The 24,775-nt window shown below is 57.5% G+C and carries 19 protein-coding genes and 1 pseudogene; 11 read left to right on the top strand and 9 right to left on the bottom strand.

The features are described 5' to 3' along the window. Positions 1–135: 135 nt before the first annotated feature. Positions 136–1,197 (top strand): GGDEF domain-containing protein, encoded by a 1,062-nt coding sequence (locus AFK67_RS03040; RefSeq protein ID WP_007712246.1) that lies wholly within the window; start codon positions 136–138, stop codon positions 1,195–1,197. A 172-nt stretch (positions 1,198–1,369) separates the two neighbouring features. Continuing rightward, entirely contained in the window at positions 1,370–2,158 is a 789-nt protein-coding gene (fhuF, locus tag AFK67_RS03035; RefSeq protein WP_038884835.1) for a siderophore-iron reductase FhuF, read from the top strand. Between the two features lie 30 nt (positions 2,159–2,188). On the opposite strand, the gene AFK67_RS03030 is transcribed toward fhuF, so the two are convergent. Then, positions 2,189–3,535 carry a PTS sugar transporter subunit IIC gene (locus AFK67_RS03030; RefSeq protein ID WP_007732067.1) on the bottom strand — a complete coding sequence of 449 codons (1,347 nt, stop codon included), beginning with the start codon at positions 3,533–3,535 and terminating at the stop codon, positions 2,189–2,191. 374 nt (positions 3,536–3,909) lie between these two features. On the opposite strand from AFK67_RS03030, the gene AFK67_RS03025 reads away from it, so the two are divergent. After that, the gene (locus tag AFK67_RS03025) at positions 3,910–4,368 is read left to right on the top strand and encodes a YbaK/EbsC family protein (protein ID WP_007732071.1); all 459 of its coding nucleotides are present in this window, start codon (positions 3,910–3,912) and stop codon (positions 4,366–4,368) included. A gap of 88 nt (positions 4,369–4,456) precedes the next feature. On the opposite strand, the gene bglJ is transcribed toward AFK67_RS03025, so the two are convergent. Then, positions 4,457–5,110 carry a DNA-binding transcriptional activator BglJ gene (bglJ, locus tag AFK67_RS03020; RefSeq protein ID WP_032967640.1) on the bottom strand — a complete coding sequence of 218 codons (654 nt, stop codon included), beginning with the start codon at positions 5,108–5,110 and terminating at the stop codon, positions 4,457–4,459. After that, positions 5,059–5,790, bottom strand: a complete 732-nt coding sequence (locus AFK67_RS03015) for a helix-turn-helix transcriptional regulator (RefSeq protein ID WP_197336856.1) — start codon at positions 5,788–5,790, stop codon at positions 5,059–5,061. Before AFK67_RS03015 ends, bglJ begins: the two co-directional genes overlap by 52 nt. Before the next feature lie 514 nt (positions 5,791–6,304). Between AFK67_RS03015 and AFK67_RS03010 the strand changes: the two genes are divergently transcribed. From AFK67_RS03010 to opgB, 7 genes and pseudogenes are all read left to right on the top strand, one after another. After that, on the top strand, positions 6,305–7,081 hold the full coding sequence (locus tag AFK67_RS03010; RefSeq protein ID WP_038874883.1) for a threonine/serine exporter family protein: 777 nt from the start codon (positions 6,305–6,307) through the stop codon (positions 7,079–7,081). Next, entirely contained in the window at positions 7,072–7,545 is a 474-nt protein-coding gene (locus AFK67_RS03005; RefSeq protein WP_032967641.1) for a threonine/serine exporter, read from the top strand. The genes AFK67_RS03010 and AFK67_RS03005 overlap by 10 nt, the downstream gene beginning before the upstream one ends. Before the next feature lie 70 nt (positions 7,546–7,615). After that, positions 7,616–8,060, top strand: a pseudogene (locus tag AFK67_RS03000) (MarR family winged helix-turn-helix transcriptional regulator). A gap of 80 nt (positions 8,061–8,140) precedes the next feature. After that, complete coding sequence (locus AFK67_RS02995) at positions 8,141–8,569, top strand: organic hydroperoxide resistance protein (protein ID WP_007732101.1); 429 nt, start codon at positions 8,141–8,143, stop codon at positions 8,567–8,569. Positions 8,570–8,791: 222 nt separating this feature from the next. Further along, a complete protein-coding gene (gene dnaT, locus AFK67_RS02990; protein ID WP_032967642.1) occupies positions 8,792–9,337 on the top strand; it encodes a primosomal protein DnaT in 546 nt (181 codons plus the stop codon). A 2-nt stretch (positions 9,338–9,339) separates the two neighbouring features. Next, positions 9,340–10,077: a replicative helicase loader DnaC gene (dnaC, locus tag AFK67_RS02985; protein ID WP_007732107.1), complete on the top strand. Its 738-nt coding sequence runs from the start codon at positions 9,340–9,342 to the stop codon at positions 10,075–10,077. Between the two features lie 360 nt (positions 10,078–10,437). After that, the gene (opgB, locus tag AFK67_RS02980; RefSeq protein WP_032967643.1) at positions 10,438–12,729 is read left to right on the top strand and encodes a phosphatidylglycerol--membrane-oligosaccharide glycerophosphotransferase; all 2,292 of its coding nucleotides are present in this window, start codon (positions 10,438–10,440) and stop codon (positions 12,727–12,729) included. Positions 12,730–12,738: 9 nt separating this feature from the next. On the opposite strand, the gene AFK67_RS02975 is transcribed toward opgB, so the two are convergent. The 3 genes from AFK67_RS02975 to tsr all read right to left on the bottom strand — a co-directional run bounded on the left by AFK67_RS02975 (position 12,739) and on the right by tsr (position 17,488). Beyond that, positions 12,739–13,698, bottom strand: coding sequence for a sensor domain-containing diguanylate cyclase (locus tag AFK67_RS02975; protein WP_007732123.1), 960 nt, complete (start codon positions 13,696–13,698; stop codon positions 12,739–12,741). 145 nt (positions 13,699–13,843) lie between these two features. Further along, positions 13,844–15,631 (bottom strand): diguanylate cyclase, encoded by a 1,788-nt coding sequence (locus AFK67_RS02970; RefSeq protein ID WP_007732128.1) that lies wholly within the window; start codon positions 15,629–15,631, stop codon positions 13,844–13,846. A 189-nt stretch (positions 15,632–15,820) separates the two neighbouring features. Next, entirely contained in the window at positions 15,821–17,488 is a 1,668-nt protein-coding gene (tsr, locus tag AFK67_RS02965; protein WP_007732129.1) for a methyl-accepting chemotaxis protein, read from the bottom strand. 598 nt (positions 17,489–18,086) lie between these two features. On the opposite strand from tsr, the gene AFK67_RS02960 reads away from it, so the two are divergent. Then, a complete protein-coding gene (locus AFK67_RS02960) occupies positions 18,087–18,446 on the top strand; it encodes a DUF3592 domain-containing protein (protein WP_007732131.1) in 360 nt (119 codons plus the stop codon). Between the two features lie 78 nt (positions 18,447–18,524). Here the strand turns inward: AFK67_RS02960 and AFK67_RS02955 are convergent, their stop codons facing one another. The 3 genes from AFK67_RS02955 to codB all read right to left on the bottom strand — a co-directional run bounded on the left by AFK67_RS02955 (position 18,525) and on the right by codB (position 24,758). Next, a complete protein-coding gene (locus AFK67_RS02955; RefSeq protein WP_007732133.1) occupies positions 18,525–21,572 on the bottom strand; it encodes an autotransporter serine protease in 3,048 nt (1,015 codons plus the stop codon). A 648-nt stretch (positions 21,573–22,220) separates the two neighbouring features. Continuing rightward, a complete protein-coding gene (gene codA, locus AFK67_RS02950) occupies positions 22,221–23,456 on the bottom strand; it encodes a cytosine deaminase (RefSeq protein WP_038884840.1) in 1,236 nt (411 codons plus the stop codon). Between the two features lie 33 nt (positions 23,457–23,489). Next, a complete protein-coding gene (gene codB, locus AFK67_RS02945; RefSeq protein ID WP_007732138.1) occupies positions 23,490–24,758 on the bottom strand; it encodes a cytosine permease in 1,269 nt (422 codons plus the stop codon). Positions 24,759–24,775: the final 17 nt, after the last annotated feature.

Genomic DNA, 24,775 nt, shown 5'->3' with positions numbered 1-24,775 from the left:
ACATACCGGGAGGAAGGTGATAAATTGTCCGCCATGCTTAAGAAAATTCTCATTCTCAGTAACATGGCATAATAAGCCCATCTTTTATCTGGCTTTTATAAAAACCTGATAGCGCTGAATAAGTCACCAACGGATATGACTGCAAATAACTGGCGAGCTCTGACAAAAGAAAAATATCAGCTCTCCCTGAAACTCTTCCTGTTTCTCAATCTGTTTTCCGCGCTGTTTAATCTCGTGGATCCGCTTTATGACTATCCGCATATTCCCTGGCCCTCTTTAGGCGTTATCGCGCTAAGCGGCGCCCTGCTGCTGCGCGCGCAAACTCGCGCGTTCAGCCTCAACGCTATCAACCTTATGGCGCTCCTGACGGGCGCGCTCTGGTCGTGGAATATCTGGCTGAAAAGCCCGTGGTGCGTTTTTCATGACGGCACCTGTCTGCTTATTACCTTACTCGGCGCGCTGTTTATCGCCGCGCTCTCTTTTATAAATATGCTGGGCGCGTTTAGCGGTTTTTGTCTGCCCATTACCGCCACGATCCTCTGGCTGGATAAAGGCCAGCATCCGGTGCTATATGCTTATACGCTGGCGCTGCCGTTAATTGGCCTGGTTATTCAGCATCTGATAGCCCGACGCAGCGATATTTTCGCGCGCCAGATGATGCAGCAGTTAATAGATGAAAAAGCGACGCTCACCGATCTGAGCATGATGGACCCGCTCACCGGCCTCTGTAACCGTCGTGGCTTTCAGAACCGCTTCGCTAACCTGCCGCCGGACGCAGGCCAGCAGTTCGTACTGTTGATGGATATCGACCATTTCAAAGCCTATAACGATCACTACGGTCATATGATGGGCGACCAGGCGCTGACGCGCGTGTCGGCGGCAATTCGTGATTCGGTTCGCTCGCGGGATATTGTCACCCGCTACGGCGGCGAGGAGTTTATGGTGCTGCTCACACGCGCCGATGAGCAGAGCGCGCGGCGGACGGCCGAGCGCATCCGCCAGCGGGTTTACGATCTGCGTATTGCACATATCTTTAATGAAAGCGTGGCGACCAACGTGACGCTGAGCATTGGCATCGCCCCGCTGGAGAATGGCGACATCGACGACGCGCTGCGCCGCGCCGATGAGGCGCTATACGCCGCTAAAAACAAAGGCCGCAATCACATTCTGTATTACGAGGCCCGGCGCGCCGCCTGACGCCTGACGCCTGACGCCTGACGCCTGACGCCTGACGCCTGACGCCTGACGCCTGACGCCTCCGCCAGTCTGCCCGACGCGCCGGTTTCATGGTCAAACCGCTTGCTATCGTTTCCACCTATAGTTAGGATTGGCAATCATTATCATTTAGATTTGCTATTCAGACTCCGCTATGGCTTATCGCTCTCTTCATTCTGTTGATGAACTTATCTGGCGCGCCCCGCTGCAACGTCCGCCTTCGACGCTGGCGGTTCGCCTGCGTGACGCGTTTACGACGCACCGCGCGCATTTTCACGACATTATGAAGCTCGACGAGACGCCGCCCGCCACGGCGCTGAGCTTTAGCGAATGGTCGCAGCCTGCGGCACTCGCCTCGTTAATGGCGCTCTATTCCGATCATATCTATCGCAACGATCCCACCGCCGCACGTGAAAACAAACCGCTGAAATCGCTCTGGGCGCAGTGGTATCTCGGTCTGCTGGTGCCGCCGCTGATGCTCGCGCTGCTGACGCAGCCGCAGGCGCTGTCTGTAAGCGATGAGAATATCGCACTGGAATTTCATGAAACAGGTCGCGCGGCCTGCTTTTACGTGACGGTGGAAGAAGACCGCCACGCGACGGCGCTTACCGCGCGCGCGCGGCTGGAGAAGCTTGTGGTGGACGTGATAACGCCGGTCGTTGAGGCGCTGGAGGCCTCTGGCGATATTAACGGCAAACTTATCTGGAGCAACACCGGCTATCTGATTAACTGGTGCTTCGGCGAATGGCGCGAGTGGCTCGGCGAAGAAACCGTGAGCGCGCTTCGCCAGAGCTGCTTTTTCGAAAAAACGTTGCTTAACGGCCGGGATAACCCGTTGTTTCGCACCGTTGTCCTGCGTGAAGGCCTTCTTGTGCGCCGCACCTGCTGCCAGCGTTATAAGCTGCCCGATGTGCAGCAGTGCGGCGACTGCACCCTCAAATAGTTAACGGCGGGTTGCCCCGCCGTTTCGTTATCAGGCAGCCTGTTCACCTGCCCCCTGCGCCTCTTTCAGCGCTTCTTCAGCTTCCTGCGCCAGCAGTTGCTTCTCGTAGACTTTAAAGAACGGGAAGTAAATGATGGCCGACACCACCGCCAGCACAACGACCAGCAGCGCGGCACGGAAATCCCAGCCCAGCGCCCAGGCGGCGCCAACCGGCGCGGGCGCGGTCCACGGCACCACAGAGATAACCCGACCAATCAAATCAAATTTCATCGCCGCCCAGGCGAGCACCGCGTTCACCATCGGGGCCAGCAGGAACGGAATGAAAAATACCGGGTTCATCACGATAGGCGTACCGAAAATCACCGGCTCATTAATGTTGAAAAGGCTCGGCACTACGCTCAGGCGTCCAATAGAGCGCAGGTGCGCGGAGCGGCTGCGCAGGTAGCAGAACACCAGACCCATCGTCGCACCGGAGCCGCCGATAACGATAAAGAACGTCCAGAACGCTTCCATAAAGATGTGCGGCAGCGGCGCGCTCTGCGCCAGCGCGGTCTGGTTAAGGCCGAGGTTCGTCAGCCAGAACATCTGTAGCATGCCGGAGACGATCGCCGCGCCATGAATGCCTGCAAACCAGAGCAGATGGCCAATCAGCACCGCCAGCAGGATCGCCGGCAACGAATCCGCCGCCGATACCAGCGGCTTGAATACCGACATGATCGCCTGCGGGATCAGCATGTCAAACTGCGACTGGATCAACAGGCTCAGCGGATAAAGCGTGAGCACGACGACCAGCACCGGGATCAGCAAATCGAAGGAGTTTTTAATCATCGGCGGTACCTGATCCGGCAGGCGGATGCCGATATTATGCGCCTTCAGAAAACGCATCATCTCTACACAGTAAATCGCCACCAGAATCGCGGTGAAAATCCCGGTGCCGCCGAGGCTGTCCACCGGCAGCGTGCCCTTGGTTTTCGGCGCAGCCACCAGCAGAAACGCCATCAGCGACAGCATGGCGCACATGAAAGGGTCCAGCTGGTGCGATTTGACGTAGTGTTTGCCGAGGTTGTACGCGATGGCGGCGCAGATATAGATCGACATGATCCCCATCGTCATATCAAACGGGGTGAGGATCTGGCCTTCGAACTGTTTTGCCATATCCAGCCACGCGCGGGCAAATCCGAGCGTGGTATCCGGCGAAAACGGCGGATAAGCAAAGACCAGCAAAAAAGAGCCGACTATCATAAACGGCATAGCGGAGATAAAACCGTCGCGAATCGCCATAACGTGGCGTTGCGCAGAAATGCGGGAAGCTATCGGGCTAACATAATTTTCAACAAAGCGAAAAATCACATTAAATGCAGCATGGTTGGCAGACATGGCGGTTCTCCTGTCAGGCAATCAACGTGAATACGCGGCGGGTGACCGTCGCGCATCATCCCATAATCCATTGAACTGAAAACCGTAACCGGGCGTGTCGCTCTGCTTCCTGCGCAGCGAAAGCATCCGGGCTGCAGCGGCGTAACTGAGAAAATAAGGTTTCATAGACGGCTCTTATTATTGGTTACAGAGGGAGGTTACCTAACCAGTATTAATCCGCCGGAGTGCGTCTGCAACCGGTTACAGTAACCGGTTTCTTTGATTGTGAAGGAGATCCAGAAAACACCGGATAGCCGCCGAAAATGACTTTTCCGATAATTTACAAAACCTGGCCCTGTATGCCAGATTAGGACAGCCATTTTCAGGAGAAATAAATGAGTCTGGAATCCGTGCGGCAATTTTTTGTCGAAAATGCCCCCGATATTGAAATCATCGAACTGAATCAAAGCACCGCCACCGTCGCCCTGGCGGCTGCCGCTCATCAGGTTGAACCCGGTCAGATAGCCAAAACGCTCTCGCTGAAAGTGAAAGATCAGGTGATTCTGGTCGTTGCTAAAGGCGACGCTCGCCTCGATAACAAAAAGCTGAAAACCACGTTTGGCGCGAAAGCGCGGATGCTCAGCAGTGACGAAGTGGTGACCTGGACAGGCCATCCGGTTGGCGGCGTTTGTCCGTTTGGGCTGGAAAACGCGCTGGCGGTTTATTGTGATGTGTCGCTGCGCCAGTATGACGAAGTGCTCCCCGCCGCAGGCGCCATTCACAGCGCGGTGCGCATCTCGCCGAATCGCCTGGCGGAACTGACGCAGGCACAATGGGTGGATGTCTGCCTGTAAAAGGTGAGCGTGGCAAGCCTCGCGCCCGGCTGGCGCGCGTGCGGCGCTTATAACCCTGCCTTATACAACACGCCGCGCCGCCGCAGGCTTAAAACAAGCCTGCCCGGTGCAGGAGAATATCCGCCGCGTTCAGCAAGCCGGCATCGGTATGCACCCCAAGCTTCAGCATCGCGTTAAATTTGTGCGCGCGAATGGTTTTAATATTGCGCTCAAGATGACAGGCAATCTGCGACACCGAATAGCCGTCCGTCAGATAGCGCAAAATGATCCGCTCAGTCGGGCTCAACAGCCGCGATCCCTGGCTTGTATACCAGGCTTTATTTGGCGATTCGCTGGCGCGTGCCGAATCATTCATTGCTGACGTCAGCTCATCGGTAAAACGCGACAGCGTTTCCGATTTATCGATAATCCCCTGCAATGGCGTTGGGGAAAGCTGGCTTATCAGCTTCGCCTCATTGACGTTATTCACCATCACGATGCGTTTCATTCGTGGAAAGGCTTTCGCCATTTCGCTGACGAACTGCAGGCAATCTCGCCGGTGTTCACGCGTGCCATCAAGCGAAAAGATAACGGCGGAAAAGTGGCGACTTGCCTGCGCCTGAATAAACGCGTGGTGATCGGCAAATATCTCCAGGCGGCATGATGTCGAATGATTTACCTTCAGCAGCGATCGTATTCCTTCACCACTCATTACGCATTTTTCGATGAGCGCAACGCTTCGTTTTTCGACTCCGTGTTCCATTCGGCCTGTTCCTTATGTAATGAAATTAAATTTAATTCTTTTAATCCCTGCAGGCTGCTTATCCAGGCATACATTTCTGCATTTCCGCGCAACGATAAGCGCCGCATCGCACTGTTTTTCTGCGCGCTGATCGTCTTATTGCTTTTTTTCAGCATCTGGGCGATTTGATTTATTCCCCAGCCTTTGCCGAGCAGGCGTAATACCTGTCTTTCCGACGAGGTCAGCATGACCGTTGACGCGGATTCGTTATCCTGCGGCGGGCGTGGAGTAACTAACATCTGGCTGACACGCTCGGCTTTTTCACGCCCAAGCCGCACCGCACTCACGACGCCATCTACCGACTCTGCCGTAGAGAGCAGTGTGGTTTCCGGACGCATCAGCAGCTGCACCGCCAGGCTGAACGTGGCGGCGGGAACGAGAAATATCCAGTGTACGCCGGGCGCCTGCGCCACCAGCGAGTAATAAGCCTCGCATTCGCGGCGCGCGTCTTCCACCGCGCAGGGCAGTTCCGCCAGCACCATATCAACCGGGTTTAACAGCGGCAGCGACAATTCCGCGCTGCCTTTATAATGGTACAGTTCCGTCTCCGGGAAATGGCGGCGCATAATCGCCTCCAGTCCGGTATGCATGACAGGGATTTGGCTAATGATAAGGCCTTGTTTGCAACGTCCTGGTAACATATTTCCTCCGGTTATATCCTTCCGGCCAAACCTATTTTTAAAACTTATTGATGAGGTAATGTCATAAAACCGCAAAAATAAAAAAAGAAAAACCGCAGCGAAAACAGCAAAAGCAGATAATGTATATAAGTAGACAGAAAGAATTTCCCGCCTGGGTAAACATCGGCATTCTATGAACCCTTTATTTTACTGTCAACGACAAAAAAAGCGAAAAATACGCCACGTGAGATTAAAGGATATTCTCATCGTAAAAAGATAAAAAATGTCTATTTATATACATTAAGCATTCCATCAATAATAAGTTTTATCGCACAGCGTAGCGCCTTTTTAATTTATCCATAAATGGATGATTAATAAAATACCGGTTCGCCAGCCGACGCGCATGACCGGTGCCGTGGCTAAAAAGCGCTGAAAAATGCAGCAAGCTTGATCTGCCTCCACGGCTGCGTTTCGCCATACATGTTAATAATGGACACTTCTGGCGCCTCGACGCCCTCTTTCACCAGGACCGAATATGGAAGCGGATGCTTTAGCGCAGCGGGACGTCACCCGTTTGTGTATTCAGTGCGGGCTTTATTTGTTGCAGCACGGCGCGGAAAGCGCGCTGATAGAAGAACTGACGACGCGGCTTGGCGTCGCGCTCGGTATGGACAGCGTGGAAAGCTCCATCTCCGCCAATGCGATTGTGTTGACCACCATTAAGGATCACCACTGTCTCACCACAACGCGCAAAAATGTCGACCGCGGCATCAATATGCATATGGTGACGGAAGTGCAGCACATCGTGATTATGGCCGAGCATAAACTGCTCGATCGCTACGATGTCGAAAAGCGTTTTTCGCAGCTCAAGCCCCTGCGTTATCCGCGCTGGCAGGTGGTGCTGATGGTGGGGCTCTCCTGCGCCTGTTTTTGCAAAATGAACAAAGGCGGCTGGGATGGCGCGCTGGTGACGTTTATCGCCAGCACGCTCGCGATGTATGTCCGCCAGACGCTGACGCAGCGCCATCTGCACCCGCAAATTAACTTCTGCCTGACCGCCTTTGTGGCGACGACCGTCTCCGGCCTGCTGCTGGCGCTGCCGCCGTTCGCCGGTACTTCCGCCGTCGCGATGGCCGCCAGCGTCCTGCTGTTAGTGCCAGGGTTTCCGCTTATCAACGCGGTGGCGGATATGTTTAAAGGCCATGTGAATACCGGTCTCGCCCGCTGGGCGATGGCGAGCCTGCTGACGCTCGCGACCTGCATCGGTGTGATTATGGCAATGGCGGTATGGGGGCTGCGGGGATGGATGTAATGCGTATTATCGCGCTGATGCTGGAAGATATGCTGCTTTCCGCCATTCCGGCGGCGGGCTTTGCGATGGTGTTTAACGTGCCGCGCCGCGCCCTGCTCTGGTGCGCGCTGCTGGGCGCGGTCGGCCACGGCTCGCGTACGGTGATGATGATGCTCGGTCTGAATATCGAGTGGGGCACGTTTCTCGCGGCGATGCTGGTGGGCTGCATCGGCATCCAGTGGTCGCGCTGGTATCTCGCGCACCCGAAAGTCTTTACCGTCGCAGCGGTGATCCCGATGTTCCCCGGCATCTCGGCGTATTCGGCGATGATCTCGGCGGTAAAAATCAGCCACTTCGGCTATAGCGACCCGTTAATGGTCTCGCTGGTGACCAACTTTCTTAAGGCGGCGTCTACCGTCGGCGCGCTGTCGATTGGGTTGTCGTTGCCCGGTCTGTGGCTATACCGTAAACGCCCCCGCGTATAACGGTCACGTCTATCACAGCGACAGCCAAAACTCACTTGCAATTAAATCGTGCGCTATCTATATTGAAAGCATGAAGACAAAAGAACAACAAAGCGCGGGTCTCTCGCTGAGTTTAGATAATCAGCTCTGCTTCGCGCTCTACTCGACAAACCTGGCGCTGCATAAAATTTATCGCCAGTTGCTGACGCCGCTGGGGCTGACTTACGGTGATGATGGTGCTGTGGGAGCAGGACGAGGTCACGGTGTCGGAAATTGGCGAACGGTTATATCTCGACTCCGCCACGCTCACGCCGCTGCTAAAGCGTATGGAGACCGCCGGGCTGCTGATGCGTCAGCGCTCGCGTCAGGATGAGAGACAAGTCATCGTCACGCTGACCGACGCAGGCCGGGAATTAAAGGCCGAGGCCAGCGAGATACCAGGCTCGGTGCTCTGCGCGACCGCATGCGACAGAGAAACCCTGATGAGCCTTAAAGCGCAGCTGGAAGATTTACGCCATAATTTACATCAGTCGTAAGCGCCGTCCCTGGATGGCGTTCACGTAAAATATAAGTAGCGCACGATTAAATCGCCTAAAACTCAAAAAAGGAATGTTGCATGTCTTTAGAAAACGTTATCTACCGCGCCAAAGCAAAAGCCACTGGAGGCCGTGACGGCCGCGCCACCTCTTCTGATGGCGTGCTTGACGTGAAGCTGGGCGTACCGAAAGAGATGGGCGGCATGGGCGGCGACGTCACTAACCCGGAACAACTGTTTGCCGCAGGCTACTCCGCCTGCTTCCTGGGCGCGATGAAGTTTGTCTCCGCTCGCGACAAAATCGCCATGCCGAAAGACGCGTTTATCGAAGGCGAAGTGGGGATTGGCCCGCTGCCGACCGGTTTTGGTATCGAAGCGACCCTGAATATTCACCTGCCGGGGATGGACGCGGCAGAGGCGCAGAAACTGGTCGATGCGGCGCATATCGTCTGCCCGTACTCCAACGCGACCCGCGGCAACATCGACGTAACGCTGAACATTATTGCCTGACGCTATCCCCGCCAACGGGGAAGCTTAAAATAAAAAACGAAACTGCCCTCACCAGGGGACCCGGAGCGCGCCAGATGTTATGGCGCGCTCTTTTTTTTACACGCCCGCTCCTAAGCCAATAAGCTCAAACCCCGGGCCGGGTTATGCTACTATGAAGGAATTATCGTCTCTGCTGGCCATTTATTCGCCAGTGTCTGATAACGCTTTGATTGAGAACGTTTTATGTCTTCCAGAATCCTGACCCCTGATGTCGTTGATATTGACGCCTTCCGGCGCAATCCCGGTGGCGCGCTCGCGCATGCCGAACGTGGGGCCGTGGCGGTGTTTGATAACAATGCGCCTGCATTTTATGCCGTGACCCCGGCGCGCATGGCGGAACTACTGGCGCTGGAAAAACAGCTGGCCGCGCCCCGCTCCGATGTCGCGCTGGAAGCGCAGTTTTTTGACGAAGGGAATGACGTCGCCCAGCCCGTACCGGTGCCGATGGGCAAGTTCGCCATGTACCCCGGCTGGCAGCCCGACCCGGACTTCCAGCGCATGGCCGCGCTGTGGGGCATTCCGCTGGCGCAGCCTGTCACCAGCGAAGAGCTGGCCTCTTTCGTCGCCTACTGGCAGGCGGAAGGAAAGGTCTTCCACCATATCCAGTGGCAGCAAAAGCTGGCGCGCAGCATTCAGATGAACCGCGCCACCTTTACGTCTTCCGCGCGGCGCGACGTGAACGCCATTCCACAGCCGGACGACCAGATTCCTGACGGATTCCGGGGGTAACGATGAAAAACGTCACTGACCTGATGATGCGCCTGAAGCGGCTGATGCCGCCTGACGTAAAGCCCGCCTTTAAATCCGGCGAAGAGCTTCTCGCCTGGCAACAGGAGCAGGGGCGTCTTCGCTCGGAGGCTATCGAGCGCGAAAACCGGGCGATGAAAATGCAGCGCACGTTTAACCGCTCCGGCATTCGCCCGCTGCATCAGAACTGCTCTTTTGATAACTACCGCGTTGAAAACGACGGGCAGATGAACGCGCTCAGCAAAGCGCGCCAGTATGTCGAGGCGTTCGAGGGCAATATCGCGAGCTTTGTCTTCGCCGGCAAACCCGGCACGGGCAAAAACCACCTTGCCGCCGCCATCTGCAATGAACTGCTGCTGCGCGGAAAATCGGTAATGATCATTACCGTCGCCGATATCATGTCCGCCATGAAAGACACCTTCAGCAGCCGCGAAACCAGTGAAGAGCAGCTGCTAAAAGATCTCAGCAGCGTCGATCTGCTGGTGATCGACGAGATCGGCATGCAGAGCGAATCGCGCTATGAAAAAGTGATCATCAATCAGCTGGTGGATCGCCGCTCGTCATCCAAACGCCCGACCGGTATGCTGACCAACCAGAACATGGATGAAATGACCAAACTGCTGGGCGAGCGCGTTATGGATCGCATGCGTCTTGGCAACAGCCTGTGGGTGAATTTCAACTGGGACAGCTACCGCAGCCGCGTCACCGGTAAAGAGTACTAACCGCATCGCATCACCGGGGCGTGCGACCTGCGCTCCGGCTCTTCCTTCCCGTTTCGCTTATATTTCGCCTTTCGCCAGTGAAATCTGCTCTGTAATAAAATTTTCATAAAAGAAGCTGCTTTTTACCGCTTCCGCTAACTGTCCATTAATAAACACCTCTTTTTACGCTACGTCCTGTGCCACGCCGCGCCACAGGCGATGAGACCCGGCTCAAAAAATCGCATATCTAAACCTTATCTGAACTGATCCACAGAAAGATGACGCTAGAATTGTAGGAGTGTGACAGCAAAGTTATATTCCAACGCTAAAAAAGTGGTTTAACCCCAACGGGCCTGGCGCCTTCGCTGCGAGGATGTGGTGTTGTCAGAGTGGCTTTCCCTACTGTTATTTATCGCCTCGGTGGCGATTTACGCCTTTAAGGCCGGTCGTAATACCTGGTGGTTCATCGCGACCCTGGTGGTGTTGGGGCTGTGCGTGATTCTGAACCTGACGCTGCTTGCCAGTAACTATTTTACCGGGGATGGCATCAACGACGCGGTGCTCTATACGCTCACCAACAGCCTCACCGGCGCGGGCGTCAGCAAGTATATTCTGCCAGGCGTCGGGCTCGTCGCGGCGCTGCTGGCGGTCTTCGGCCTGCTGACGTGGATCCTGCGCCGCCGTCGCCATATGCCGTATCACTTCGGCTACAGCTTTGCGGCGCTGCTGCTGGCGCTCGCCTCGGTCGACGCCAGCCCGGCCTTTCGCCAGATAACCGAACTGGTGAAATCCCAGACCGCCGAGGGCGACCCGGATTTCGCGGCATACTACAAAGAGCCGCAAAAGCGTATCGACAACCCGCAGCTCAACCTGGTCTATATCTACGGCGAAAGCCTGGAGCGTACCTATTTTGACGATGAAGCCTTCCCGAACCTGACGCCGGAACTGGGCGCGCTTAAAAACGACGGGATTGACTTCAGCCAGACCGCGCAGCTGCCCGGCACCGACTACACCATTGCAGGCATGGTCGCTTCGCAGTGCGGCATTCCGCTGTTTGCGCCGTTCGAGGGCAACGCGTCCGCCTCCATGTCGAGCTTCTTCCCACAAAACGTCTGCCTGGGCGACATCCTGAAAAATTCTGGCTACGAAAACTATTTTATTCAGGGCGCCAACCTGCGCTTCGCCGGGAAAGACGTCTTTCTGAAATCCCACGGCTTCGATAACCTCTATGGCGCGGAAGAACTGAAAACCGTGGTGGCGGACCCGGCCTATCGCAACGACTGGGGCTTCTACGACGACACGGTGCTCGACGAAGTCTGGAAAAAGTACGAAGCGCTCTCAAAAGCGGGCAAACGCTTTTCGCTCTTCACGCTGACCGTGGACACGCATCACCCGGACGGTTTTGTCTCGCGCACCTGCAAACGCAAAAGCTATGCGTTCGACGGTAAGCCAAACCAGTCTTTCAGCGCGGTCAGTTGCAGCCAGGAGCACATCGCGGCGCTGATTAACAAAATCAAAGCCTCGCCTTACTTTAAAAACACCGTCATCGTCGTCTCTTCCGATCACCTGGCGATGAACAACACCGCGTATAAATACCTCAGCAAGCAGGATCGCAATAACCTGTTCTTTATTCTGCGCGGCGACCAGCCGCAGCAGGATCGGGTGGCGGTGAAGCGCAACACGATGGATAACGGCGCCACGGTGCTGGATATTCTCGGCGGCGATAACTATCTCGGGCTCGGGCGCAGCAGCCTTTCCGGCCAGTCGCTCTCGACCGTGTTCCTGAATATGAAATCGAAAGTGCTCGCCTGGAAGCCCGATATCATCAGCCTGTGGAAATTCCCGTCGTCGATTAAAGATTTCACCGTCGATACGCAAAAACAGACGATTGCCTTCTCCGGCAGCCACTTCCGCCTGCCGCTCCTGCTGCGGGTGGCGGATAAACGCATCGAGCCGCTGCCGGAGAGCGAATACTCCGCCCCGCTGCGCTTCCAGCTGGCGGATTTCGCCCCGCGCGATAACTTCCTGTGGGTGGATAACTGCTACAAAATGGCGCGTCTGTGGGCGCCTGAGCTTGCGCTTTCCACTGACTATTGCGTCTCGCAGGGCCAGCTTGGCGGCGAGCAGCGCGTACAGCGGGTCGATAAAGCGACCTGGCAGGGCAAAGCGGCGTTTCGTGATACGGTCATCGACACCGCGCGCTATCAGCACAACGTCGAGACGCTCAAGGTGATGGATAACGACATCCGCTATCAGGCCGACAGCTTTATCTTCAACGTGGCGGGCGCGCCGGAAGAGGTCAAACAGTTCTCCGGCATTTCACGCCCGGAGTCCTGGGGGCGCTGGTCCAACGCGCAGCTGGGCGACGCGGTAAAAATTGAGTATCGCCATCCCCTGCCGGAGAAATTCTCGCTGGTCATCACGGCCAAAGCCTATGGCCCGAACGCCGGAAAACCGGTGCCGGTGAAAGTGGGCGACAGCGAGCAGACGCTGACGCTCGGCAACGAGGTGTCGACCACCACGCTTTACTTCGAGAATCCGACGCGCAGCAATACGCTGGTGATTGTGCCGCCCGCGCCGCAGTCCACCAACGAGGGCAACATTCTTGGCCATTCGCCGCGCCGTCTCGGCATCGGCATGGTGTCCATTAAGGTGATTAACGCGAGCGGGTGATCCCGCTCGTTACCCGAGCCGCTTTCTGCGCTTCGCGGAATACATCACGCTATCGCTCTCTTTGATCATCTCCAGCAGCGAATCAAACGCGCCTTCATCGCGGTTGAGCATGCCGTAAGAGTAATTGATGTTGTAAGGCTTGCCGGCGTGCTGGTTGTGAGCATCCAGGCTCGCGCGCAGCCTATCGAGAAACGCCTGGGTGTCGCTCTCCCGGGTCAGCAGCACGGCGAACTCATCGCCACCGAGCCGCCCGGCGATATCTTTCGGGCCCAGGTGCTGGCGCAGTTGCGCCGAGAACGTTTTCAGCACTTCATCGCCTTCGGCATGGCCCCACAGATCGTTGATAGGCTTAAACTTATCGAGGTCAAAATAGAGGATGCTGAACGGCTCGCTGTTATCTTTCAGCGCCGTAAAACGCTTCTCGCCGCTGCGGTAAAAGCCGCGACGGTTGGGTATGCCGGTCAGGCTGTCGGTCATCGCCATGCTGATGACGTGAAACTCATCTTCGACGATAAACGCCAGATCTTTGAGCGTCACAACATCCTCATCGCTGAACTCGCGCGGCATGCTATCGATAAGGCAGAGCGTGCCGACCACCGCACCATCCGGCAGACGCACCGGGTAACCCGCGTAAAACCGGATAAACGGCTCGCCGGTCACCAGCGGATTATCATGAAAACGCTCGTCGAGGCGGGCGTCATTTACGATAAACGGCCCTTCCTGCAAAATCGCGTGCCCGCAGAACGACACGTCGCGCGTGGTCTCGCGCGTGTTCAGCCCCTGGCAGGCCAGCAGCCACTGACGGTCGCGATCCAGCAGGCTTATCAGCGCCACCGGCACCTGAAAGAGTTTTTTCGCCACCCGCGTCAGACGTTCGAAACGCTCGTCATCCCGGGTATCCAGCAGATCCATCATATACAGCGACTTCAGTCGCTCTTCTTCGTTCTCCGGAATCCCAGGAAATTTCATTGTCTACCCCCGCGTTAATGGCCGTGCGCCCCGTCATATTACAGAGCGATGGTGCCAGAAAATATATGCTGTCAATCGAAGGAGTATAGGTGGAAAAACAGCGGGTTTGCGTCACGGAAAACTCCGGTTTGCGCGTGCCGTGACGTCAGGCGGTCGGTTTCAGCCGGTTCGCCACCACAATGCGCGAGCGCCCCATCTCTTTGGCGAGATAAAGCGCGATATCGGCATTTTTCACCAGGTTCTCGCGGCGCGCGTGATCGGGCCAGGTGGCGAGACCGATCGACACCGAGACCGGGCCAATCTCCTGGCTGTTATAGCGCAGCGACAGCCCGCTAACCTGGTGCAAAATGCGCGTCGCCAGCGCATGCGCCTGGGTCTCCGCCATGCCGGGCAGCAACACCAGAAACTCTTCGCCGCCGTAGCGAAACGCCTGCGCCGTGTCGCTAAGCGTGGCCCGCATCGCGCGGGCTATCTCTTTGAGGGCCGCATCGCCCGCGTCGTGGCCATACTGGTCATTAAGCGTTTTGAAATAGTCGATATCTATCATCAGACAGCTCACCGGCGCGCCGGACGCCTCCGCCTGGCTGATACAGGCGTGCAGCGCTTCTTCCAGGTGATAGCGGTTGCGCATGCCGGTCAGCGGGTCGTACATCGCTTTTTCAATAAGTTCGTCGCGAAGCTTCTGGTTCGCCAGCGCCAGCGCCAGCGTCTCGGCCATCAGTTCCAGATAGACATAGGGCGGCTCTCTGTCCTCGTTGATTTTCTCAAACGACAGCAACCCGATGGTTTCATTCTGGGCTATCAGCGGCACGCAGATAGCCTTCGTCGCGGCGAAAGCCGACAGATGTTTGCAGGGGATATCCACCAGGTCACGGCCTGGGCTGTGCATCTGCCCGCGGCGCAGCGCCCAGCATTCGTCAGGCGTAAACGCCGTGTCGCCGCCGGAGACGTCAAGCCAGCGCGCGACGCAGGTCATGAGATTATCGCGGCTATCAAGCACATATAAACGCCCTGCCAGCCCCGGCGCGATTTGCGGGGCAAACAGCCGCGTCAGCTCGATAATATCGTGACGCGATTCGCTCCCCTGCAACCGCTGGGTCATCCGTGAAAGCAGCCGCCGGATGGCCCAGTCGGCGTCGCGCTCCTGTTCCAGCCGCTGGCGCGCCAGACCGTTTTCACGAAAGATATGAATCGCCTGCGCCATATCGCCGATTTCATCCACCTGCTGCAACAGCGGGGCTTCCACGTCGTAATCCTGTGTCGCCAGCCGGTTGACCACATCGCTCAGCTTCACCACCGGTTGCAGAATGCGGCGCTTGAGAATAAACCCAAGCACAAAGAGAAACAGCAGCGCGGTCAGCCCCACCATGATTTCAGAGAGCGTGCGCAGCCGCATCGAGGCGTCGGTCGCCTGCTGGATAGCGGCGCTGGTGCGCTGGTCAAGGAGGCTTCGAAAATGCGCGAACTGAAAATCCATCTTGTCGAGTTCATGTTCATAGCCCACGCCAAACAGCAGCTGCATGGCCCGTTCGTTATCGCCGCGCGCCACCGCGTCTACTGCCTGCTGCTGTTCATCTTCCAGCTCGTGCGCAAGCGCCATGCCCTCGCGTAAATGGTCTAACTCTTCAGGCGAGGCGCCCACATCCCGCAGCCGCGCCAGATGCGCCTCGTCGTTATCGTCCTGCGCTTTTTTCGCCTGCCAGGCGGCGAGATCTTCCGCCCTGCGATCCACCACATAGACGCGCGCCAGCTCGGTGAGCGCGTACGTCTCCTGCTCGACCGTTTCCGTCAGCCTGTCAAATGCCGCGCTTTGCCGCACCGCCGCCCGCTCTTCTTTATCAGCGCTGGAAGCCATCATCAGCACCACGCCGGAGGCGAGCGTCAGCGCGACCGTCGCGCCATAGGCAAAATTGGTAATTGTTGCGATGCGCACAAAGAATCCCGTTGGTTAAGAGAGAGCTGGTCGCCGCACGCCTGACAAAGCAACGTCATCGTCGGTCCAAACAGATAAATTATAGAAACAGTTAACCGATTCTTTATATAAATGGATCGAGACGGGACGTCAGCGCCATAAAAAAAGCCCCCGCCGCGCGAGCGACGGGGGCCTGTTGCCCGAAAACGCTTAGAACGTTTCCCAGTTATCGCTGCCCTGCGCCACCACCGGCTTGCGCGGTGCGACCGGCGCGATGCTTGCCGCGACAGGGCTTACGTCACGCGGCTTTTCGCGCGCGTCCTGGGTGATGCGGAACACGGCGACAGACTGGGTCAGGCGGCTCGCCTGCTCTTCCAGCGCGCTCGCCGCGGCGGCGGACTGTTCCACCAGCGAGGCGTTCTGCTGGGTCACGCGGTCCATCTCGGAAACAGCCAGGCCCACCTGGTCGATGCCGCGGCTCTGCTCGTCAGAGGCAGAGGCGATTTCGCCCATGATATCGGTCACGCGGGTGACGGCGCTGACAATTTCGCCCATGGTTTCACCGGCGCTTTCCACCAGCGTCGAGCCCACATCCACTTTGCTGACGGAATCTTCGATAAGACCTTTGATCTCTTTCGCGGCCTGCGCGCTGCGCTGCGCCAGGTTACGTACTTCGCCTGCCACCACGGCGAAACCGCGACCCTGCTCACCGGCACGCGCGGCTTCTACCGCGGCGTTCAGCGCCAGGATGTTGGTCTGGAACGCGATGCCGTCGATAACGCTGGTGATATCCGCAATCTTCTGGGAGCTGCCGGCGATGTCGCGCATCGTCTGCACCACGTTATCCACCACTTTGCCGCCTTTCTGGGCGGTTTCCGACGCGCTCAGCGCGAGCTGGCTCGCCTGACGGGCGTTTTCGGCGTTCTGTTTCACGGTCGCGGTCAGCTCTTCCATGCTGGCGGCGGTCTCTTCCAGAGACGCGGCCTGCTCTTCGGTACGGGAAGAGAGATCGTTGTTACCGGCAGAGATTTCGCTCGCGCCGCTGTAAATCGCATCCGCGCCTTTACGCACGTCACCCACGGTGCGCACCAGTTCGCCCTGCATATGTTTAATGCTGGCGGCCAGCTGGCCCATTTCGTTGGTGCCGTCCACCTCAATCCGACGCGCCAGGTCGCCGCTCGCGATGTGGCGAATACTGTCGATAAGGCGATTGAGCGGAGTGATAAGCGTATTCTGAATACCGAACCAGACGCTGACGATCACCGCCAGTACTGCTGCCAGCACGCCGACCAAGATCCAGATAGCCATGCTGTAGGAGCTGTTGCTGTCTTCCACGGCAATCGCGTACAGGCGGTCGTTCTGCGCCATGTAATCGGTGTAGGCTTTCTCGAAACCGTCCTGATATTTCTGGGTCGGCTGGTCAAAGAATTCGTTGATTTTCCCGGCGCCGAGCAGCTGGATAAGCTCCGCCAGCGCGCCGTGATAGATGTCGTAGTTGCGCTTAATTTCCTGAGCGTACTCCTCACTCTGACGCGGGTCGCGCGGCAGGGCCTCGTAATCCGCCCAGTGTTTTTCCGCCTGCTTCAGTGAGGTGCTGGCAATCTGCATCAGCTCCTGCACCGTTGCGCCGCTGCCAATGTTGCTCGCATCCATCATATGACGGATACCGGCGCGGTTGAGGGTGTTACGGGTCTGGATCAGCGCGACCCAACTGCCGTTCAGCGTGGACTGCTGCTGACGGATGGTTTGCAGAACGGTGAAATTTTCCTTGTCACTTTTGATGGCATTAAAGAACAGGCCACCGGAAGCCATTTGCAGCAGGCCAAACAGGGCCAGAACAAACAGCAAACTGGTTACAACTTTTATGCGGTTTAACATGGTTTCTCTTCCCGATACGACAGATGGAGAGAGTTTCGGCATTAACCCCAAAAACTTTATATGGATAACTCCCGTAAATGCCGGATTTTTGTACTAACTTTGGTGGGGAAAGCGCCATAAATACGCAGTGTGTGACGCAGGTCATGTTGTGACGTTGAGGAAAACAAATTAAGCCCCGCTTAATTCCCAATTACAGCGCCACGAAATAGCGCTTAACCGCAAAGCCTCAGCCGTTTGCTCGAAACCAGTGATAAAAAAACAAAACTGAAAATAAATGTTTGCAGGAGCACCTGTGGCGGTTGAAAAATAGCCCAGGCGCCGCATTAATTTGATAACACGAAATATAGTAACGATACGCAAGTGTTTACCGTGGAAACTTTTATAACGGAAGGCAGCATTCGAAATAGCGGGGCAGCGACTGTCGTGTGACGCGCGTACCGTATAGAAGATAATTATTTTTAGCTTTAATATCAATGGCATATGTTATGACGTCAGTTATTCTTATCGTCATTTAATAAAGGAATATTCACGGCCAGTCCATTGGCATACACTTTCAGTCTTCTACGATGCCGTCTTGCTACAGGGAGAATAAAAAGCGATGGCCGAGGTATTTTTCACTCTCACCAGCATTGTCCTGGTCATTACGGGTATTTATTTCATTATCTCATTTCAGATGGAAAGAGCAGCAAAGTTCAAAGCCGCGGCTATCAGAGTCGATGCCCGTATCCTTGAAATGCGCTACTCCAGCTCTTCTGACTCCGGCAGCGTGACGTACAAAATGAAGGTGACCTTCACAACGGACAGGGGCCCGGAAACGGCGGTGGGTTCCGCCACGTTGTCGCCGCCGGATATGATTTACGTGAAAGATCACAAAACCATTCCGACCTATTACTTAAAAGACAATCCGCAAAAAATATTGATAGCCGCGGATGAGATCCCCGATTTGCTGTCGCAGTAAGCCTCCTCAACAATAAAGGCGCCTTCCGTGGCGCCTTTGTTCATTACCGCAAATATTACCGCCAGAAATGCCGGTGTATCAGAAGTTCCAGCTGAAGCCCGCGTTGACGCTGTTGTCCTGATAGTTTTCTGAAACCAGCCCGCTGTAGCCGAGCGACAGATGCGCGTTGCGGTTCAGGGCGACTTCCGCGCTCGCTTTCAGCACCGTGCCGTCGCGTGAGGCTGACACACTATTGGTCACAAACGGCGTGCTGCTGCCCTTGAACTTCAGGCCCGTGCCGCGATCGAGCTCGCCATACTGATGCTGCCAGCCCACTTCACCGCGCAGCGCCACGGTCGTTTCGGCGGTGGCGTCCCACTCAAGCCCGGAACGCAGGCCAAGCGTGGAGAACGTCGCGTCGGTGTGCTGTTTGTCGGCACGCAGCGCCGTCGCCCCGCCCTGCTCGTTGATGCGGTTGTTTTCAAAGTTCACGTAAGAGACGTTGGCGAACGGCTCAACGCTGACCATCCCCGCTGCCAGCTGATAACCCGCTTCCGCGAAGAACTGCTCGGTACGGGCGTTATATTTCGCGTCGCTATGATCCGACTGCGTACCAAAGCGCACCGAACGGCTGGTGTCGAAGCGGTGCCAGGTGTAGCCCGCGCCTGCGCGCAGCGCCAGCTCGCCGAGCTGTTTACCGCCGTAGACCGCCAGATGGTAGTTATCGCTGTCCGCGTTCGCGCCGTAGCCGCCGTCAAGCGACGTGCGGGTATAGCCGGTCGCGACGCCCATGCGCCAGTCATCGGCATACGCGGAGTCGAGCCCGAGCAGCACGCCGTACGTGGAAGCCTGATACCCGGTGGCGTTCTCATCGCCGGAGGCGTGATCCCACGCACCCAGCAGCTTCGCCCACGCGCCGCCGTCATCGGCCGCCACCGGCGAAACGCTGGTCAGCCCTTCCGCCTGACGCAGACGCTCATTGACCGTATCGCGCAGGTAGCGGCTGTCGTTAATCTGCGCCGAAGCGATATCCGCGTGGATTTGCCCGCCGAGCTGGCGGAACGCCTGACGCGCCTGCGCGACCGAACCAGTGGCGAGAAGGCTTTCGTACACCGGATTGCCCGCGCCGAGCGCCTCCAGCGCCCCCGCGACAGCGCGACCGTTGGCCGTATTGGCAACACTTGCAAAAGTCGTATCGTTACGCGCCACATCCAGTTGCACCTGTCCGCCCGCGTAGCCCAGCGAGGTGCCGAGGAACAGATAATCCGGCGCCACGCTGTCGAACTGGCCGGTCACGCCGTTGGTCGCCGACAAAATGTTGTACTGCTGACCCAGCAGGCTGCGCACTTCCGCCTGGCTCAGCAGGTTGCTGCTGTTCTCCAGCGAGACCGCCACTTCGCCGCCGTTCAGCGCAATCGCGCCGGTGGCATTAATCACGTCGCTGCGCCCGTCCGGCGAGACTTCCACCGCGTAGCGCGAGCCAGGCTGGAAGGTCACATCGCCATTGACGTTCAGCGTGCCGATGGAGTTGCCCGGCGCGACAGTACCGCCGCGGGCCGCCGTCAGCGAACCAACGGTCCCGTTGCCCGCCAGCACGCCCTGCTGCTGCACGGTCACGTCAGAGGTCACAGAGCCGTTAACCACCAGCAGGCCGTCATTGATCAGTGTCGGGCCGGTGTACGTGCTCGCGCCGGTCAGCCACAGCGCGCCCGCGCCCTGTTTGGTCAGGCCGCCGTGGCCGGAGATATCGTTCGACCACACATCCATCGCGCACTGAATATCGCTACAGGTGCGCGCCAGGTTCGTGCCCGCTTCCACGACCTCTCCGATGCCGGGGATATCGGCGATAAACTGCGACGAGCCGTAGGCGACGCCGTCCGGATCCGGGACGCGGAATTCCTCAGGAATATCGGCCACGGTGTAGAACATGCCCGGCCCGTGAATGGCCTTGCTAAGATCGATCATCCCCCAGCCATACAACGCGTCGATGCCCGGATCGCCCATATCCACCGCGGTGGTTTTCAGCACCTGGGCGATTTGCTCGCCGGTCATATACGGGAAGCGCTCCATCAGCACCGCCACGCTGCCCGCCACGTGCGGCGCGGCCATCGAGGTGCCGCTGTAGTTGGCATAATCGGTGGTGAGCGTCTCAGGGCTGGTGCCTTCGATAACCGAACTGTAGATACGGCTGCCCGGCGCCGAGACGCAGAAGCTCGCCGTGTAACCGCAGCGGGAGGAGAACGTACTGATGGTGTAAGGAATGCTGTTGGCGGAGGCCGGATCTTTCATCACGCTCGCGACAGACAGCCAGTTCGGCGCGATATCCGGCACAAAGTACGCCAGCCCCGCTATCGCATCCGGGTTATTGAGGTTGTAGTCATTACCGGCGGCGAAAATAGTGACGATGCCGCTGCGGGCCGCGTCGATAGCGCCCTGATACGCGCCGCCGGGTTTGGTGCCGAGGATCTGTTTTATCTGATCGAACTGCGCCTGCGCGTCAGCAACCGTGAAGTGCGGATAGGCCGGATCTTTGCCGCCCTGATCGAATTTTTCTGTAATGCCGATGCCCCAGCTGTTGTTGATGATGCGCGCGCCGCTGTCCATCAGCGCATGCCAGCCCGCCTCATACACCGCGCCGTCATTGCCAAGAATAATGCCGTCTTCCGGGCCAGGGTCGCCGTTTTCGGCGCTGATAATCTGGGCGTTAAACGCTACGCCATGCATCGCCCCGCCGTCGCGGCTGCCAGCCGCGATACCGCCTACGTGGGTACCGTGCGCGCCGAGCTCGCCGTCGGAATCCACAGAGGGCGTTCCGTCATAGCGGAAGGCGTCGCCCTTCTTCACCGGAATATACGGGTCGGTATATTCACGAATCCCTTCTGTCACCAGGTTGATGACTTTATTGGTGCCGGAGAATTCCGGGTGCAGCGCGTAAACCGGCTGATCGAAAATACCCAGCTTAATACCTTTGCCGGTATATCCCGCCGCGTAGGCTTCATCGGCGTGAATAGCGCCGAGGCCCCATTCGGCATTATATTCGCTGCTGCGCCAGCTGGCGGCGTCGCCCGCTTTGCCCTGCTCAATATAATTACTGGCCGCCGCCTGTCCGACACCGGCCAGCCCTAAGGCTATTGCCACCGCGCTCATGCGAATACGGCGCCCGCCCCGTGCAGGCGAATATCCCGCCTGAACAGGTTCCACTGCTCTGCTTCTGTTGATCATCCCAGAGACCGTCCATTGTTAGTTTGCAATGGGCCAGATGTGCCAGCCCTTATTGTCATAGGTATGACGCGCGGCCACCGGGCCGTCGCGGATATAAAGGTTAAGCAGAATTTATTAATTTATGCCAGCCCTCAAATAAGAGGGAAACATTTTAAAAAGTGACCTGCGTCATATTATTTTTTTATCACTTTTACTGTTTCAGCGGGTTAAAACCGTGCGCGATAAATAACGCCGTCGCGGCAGCGCTGGTTTACCGCTTCGCTTATTAGCGTTAAAAAAATAAAAACAGTGAAATATTAATCGATTACCATAAGTAAACTATAAGCATCATAATAGTAATTTTATGCAAATATAAAACCAGGAAAGCACCTGACATAATATTTACGACGTATTTCTCAATTATGTATAAATAAAAATTAAAAAAGCCTATGGCGCATTTTCTGGATTTTAGGACGTTTCTTAAAAATGAATGAAAAATAATCAGCCAGCGATTATTTACTTCAATGGCTGCGCTCCGGCGTAAAAAAAGCGCCCGCAGGCGCTTGTGCAATAACAGTATTAATACGAGGCGATTCAGGAATAGCGTAGCGTCTCGGGCTCGCGGCGCAGAATAACCTCGCCGTGACGCACCGAGTAGCGCGCTTTAGCCTGGCGGCGCACCACTTCGTAATCATCCGGCGCGTCCAGCACCACCAGATTCGCCGGACGCCCTTCGCCAATGCCGTAGTTATCGCCAAGATTCAGCGCCCGTGCGCTGTTATCGGTGACAAAATCCAGGCTGCGCTGTAAATCCTCATAGCCCATCATGTGGCAGATATGCAGCCCGGCGTCGAGCACGCGCAGAATGTTGCCGTTGCCGAGCGGATACCACGGATCTTTAATCGAATCCTGCCCGAAGCAGACATTCATGCCTGCGCGATCCAGCTCCGCTACGCGCGTCACCCCGCGCCGCTTCGGCCAGGTGTCAAAACGCCCCTGCAAATGAATGCTCTCGGTCGGGCAGGAGACAAAGCTTAACCCTGCGCGTCTGAGCAGGCGAAAAAGCTTTGAGCAATACGCGTTGTCGTAAGAGCCCATCGCCACCGTGTGGCTCGCCGTCACGCGCGCGCCCATGCCGCGTACCCGGGTTTCTTCCGCCAGCACTTCGAGAAAGCGCGACTGCGCGTCGTCGGTCTCATCGCAATGCACATCCACCAGACAACCGGTGCGCTCGGCGAGATCCATCAGGAATTTCACCGAGCTGACGCCCTGCTCGCGGGTATTTTCAAAATGCGGAATGCCGCCCACCACATCCGCGCCCATCTCCACGGCCTGCTCCATCAGCGCCCGGCCCTGCGGGAAGGATTCAATGCCCTCCTGCGGGAACGCGACGATTTGTAAGTCGATAAGATGGCGCGCCTCTTCTTTTACTTCCAGCATCGCTTTCAGCGCGGCAAGCGTCGGGTCGGTCACATCCACATGGGTGCGCACGTGCTGAATGCCGTGGTCGCGCAGCATACCGATGGTCGTGTGCGCGCGGCGCTTGGTGTCTTCATGGGTGATGGTGGCTTTGCGCTGGCCCCAGCGCTCGATGCCTTCAAACAGCGTGCCGCTCATGTTCCACTCAGGCTCGCCCGCCGTCAGGGTGGCGTCCAGATGAATATGCGGCTCCACTAGCGGCGCAATCACCAGCCCGCCCTGCGCATCGAGTGCGCCCTCATGCGGCGGCTGCATCGCCGTCTGCGGCGTAATGGCCTTGATGAGCCCGCCCTCCAGCACGATCGTGAACCAGCCTTCGCGGCGGCGTAAACGGGCATTAACGATATTCATAACGGCTCCTTTCAGTAAAACGGTAAGGGCGGCTCACGGTTGCGGCTCCGCCACCGCGCGGCGCGGTTGCCGGCCACGCGCCAGGCGCATCAACAAAAGATAGCTCGCCGCCGACACCGCGATGCCCACCAGCGGGGCTATCCACGGCGAAAAGTACGCGGTCAGCGCGCCGAGCGCATAAGCGGCAAGCCCGGCGTAGTTGAAGCGCGGCAGGTTCGCCTCGCGCAGCGCCGGGTAACGCCCGCGGCGGTGGAACCAGTAATCGGCGATAATCACTCCGCCGACTGGCGGAATAATGCTGCCGAGCAGCACCAGAAACGGGATAAGCATTTCATACATGCCGCCAATGGCGAGCAGAATACCGATGCCCGCGCTGGCGACGGTCAGCGTGCGGCGGCGCTCGCTGCGCAGTAAATGACAGGCGGCAGCAGAAACGTTATAGATCGTCGGCCCCTGGATGGTCCACAGATTCAGACACAGCATAATCACCGCGGCGACCGAAAGCCCCTGCAACATCATCACCGCCACGATATCCGCCTGCTGATAGACCACCGCGCACCAGGCGCCGGCGATCACCATCAGTCCGTTGCCGAGCAGAAAGCTTATCAGGCTGCCGGTGATGGCGGTGCCGCTGCTGCGCGCCAGCCGCGTCCAGTTAGTCGCCTGGGTCGCGCCGCTCGCGAACGTGCCGAAGACCATGGTGATGGCCGCCGACCAGCCCAGCGTCTGGGTCGGCGCGATGCTCTGCATCCCCTGCCAGCCGCCTGCATGGCGGGTTGCTATCCACATCGAGACCACCAGCAGAATAAACATCAACGGCACCGAGACGCGCGAGAGCAGATCCAGCCCGCGATAGCCCACCAGCGCCGTCACGCAAAACGCCAGCCCGAAGAACACCATCAGCGGCGTCGTTATCCACTCGGGCAGCGCCAGCAGTTTTACGAGCGTTATCGCGACCGTCGCGGTGCCCCAGGCGTACCAGCCCAGCTCCGCGAAGCCGAGCAGGAAATCCGAGAGTTTGCTGCCCATTTCGCCAAAACAGAAGCGCCCCATCAGCACGGTGTTAAGCCCGCTGCGGGCGGCAATCCAGCCGAGCGCCGCCGCGTAGAGCGCCAGCAAGAGGTTGCCGATAACGGCAATCCAGAGCATCTCGACGATGGGAAAGGCGACGCCCAGCTTGCCGCCTGCGAACATCGTGCCGGTGAAAAAGGTAAAGCTGAACAGCACCATCGAGATGGAGAGCAGGCCTTTGCGTCCGGCGGCGGGCGCCTCGCTTAACGGGAATTCGGTGTTCGCTGACATAACGTCTCCTCTGCGAA

The organism is Cronobacter dublinensis subsp. dublinensis LMG 23823 (assembly GCF_001277235.1).
In the GTDB taxonomy this organism is placed as follows: domain Bacteria; phylum Pseudomonadota; class Gammaproteobacteria; order Enterobacterales; family Enterobacteriaceae; genus Cronobacter; species Cronobacter dublinensis.
This window is presented reverse-complemented; position numbering and strand designations above follow the sequence as displayed.

Coding starts and splice junctions, on each gene's coding strand:
- AFK67_RS02955 (WP_007732133.1), bottom strand. CDS start 21,572: ATGAGCGCGGTGGCAATAGCCTTAGGGCTGGCCGGTGTCGGACAGGCG.
- AFK67_RS02960 (WP_007732131.1), top strand. CDS start 18,087: ATGGCCGAGGTATTTTTCACTCTCACCAGCATTGTCCTGGTCATTACG.
- AFK67_RS03030 (WP_007732067.1), bottom strand. CDS start 3,535: ATGTCTGCCAACCATGCTGCATTTAATGTGATTTTTCGCTTTGTTGAA.
- AFK67_RS03015 (WP_197336856.1), bottom strand. CDS start 5,790: ATGTTACCAGGACGTTGCAAACAAGGCCTTATCATTAGCCAAATCCCT.
- dnaT (WP_032967642.1), top strand. CDS start 8,792: ATGTCTTCCAGAATCCTGACCCCTGATGTCGTTGATATTGACGCCTTC.
- tsr (WP_007732129.1), bottom strand. CDS start 17,488: ATGTTAAACCGCATAAAAGTTGTAACCAGTTTGCTGTTTGTTCTGGCC.
- codB (WP_007732138.1), bottom strand. CDS start 24,758: ATGTCAGCGAACACCGAATTCCCGTTAAGCGAGGCGCCCGCCGCCGGA.
- AFK67_RS03005 (WP_032967641.1), top strand. CDS start 7,072: ATGGATGTAATGCGTATTATCGCGCTGATGCTGGAAGATATGCTGCTT.
- AFK67_RS03010 (WP_038874883.1), top strand. CDS start 6,305: ATGGAAGCGGATGCTTTAGCGCAGCGGGACGTCACCCGTTTGTGTATT.
- AFK67_RS03040 (WP_007712246.1), top strand. CDS start 136: ATGACTGCAAATAACTGGCGAGCTCTGACAAAAGAAAAATATCAGCTC.
- codA (WP_038884840.1), bottom strand. CDS start 23,456: ATGAATATCGTTAATGCCCGTTTACGCCGCCGCGAAGGCTGGTTCACG.
- fhuF (WP_038884835.1), top strand. CDS start 1,370: ATGGCTTATCGCTCTCTTCATTCTGTTGATGAACTTATCTGGCGCGCC.
- bglJ (WP_032967640.1), bottom strand. CDS start 5,110: ATGGAACACGGAGTCGAAAAACGAAGCGTTGCGCTCATCGAAAAATGC.
- AFK67_RS03025 (WP_007732071.1), top strand. CDS start 3,910: ATGAGTCTGGAATCCGTGCGGCAATTTTTTGTCGAAAATGCCCCCGAT.
- AFK67_RS02995 (WP_007732101.1), top strand. CDS start 8,141: ATGTCTTTAGAAAACGTTATCTACCGCGCCAAAGCAAAAGCCACTGGA.
- AFK67_RS02975 (WP_007732123.1), bottom strand. CDS start 13,698: ATGAAATTTCCTGGGATTCCGGAGAACGAAGAAGAGCGACTGAAGTCG.
- dnaC (WP_007732107.1), top strand. CDS start 9,340: ATGAAAAACGTCACTGACCTGATGATGCGCCTGAAGCGGCTGATGCCG.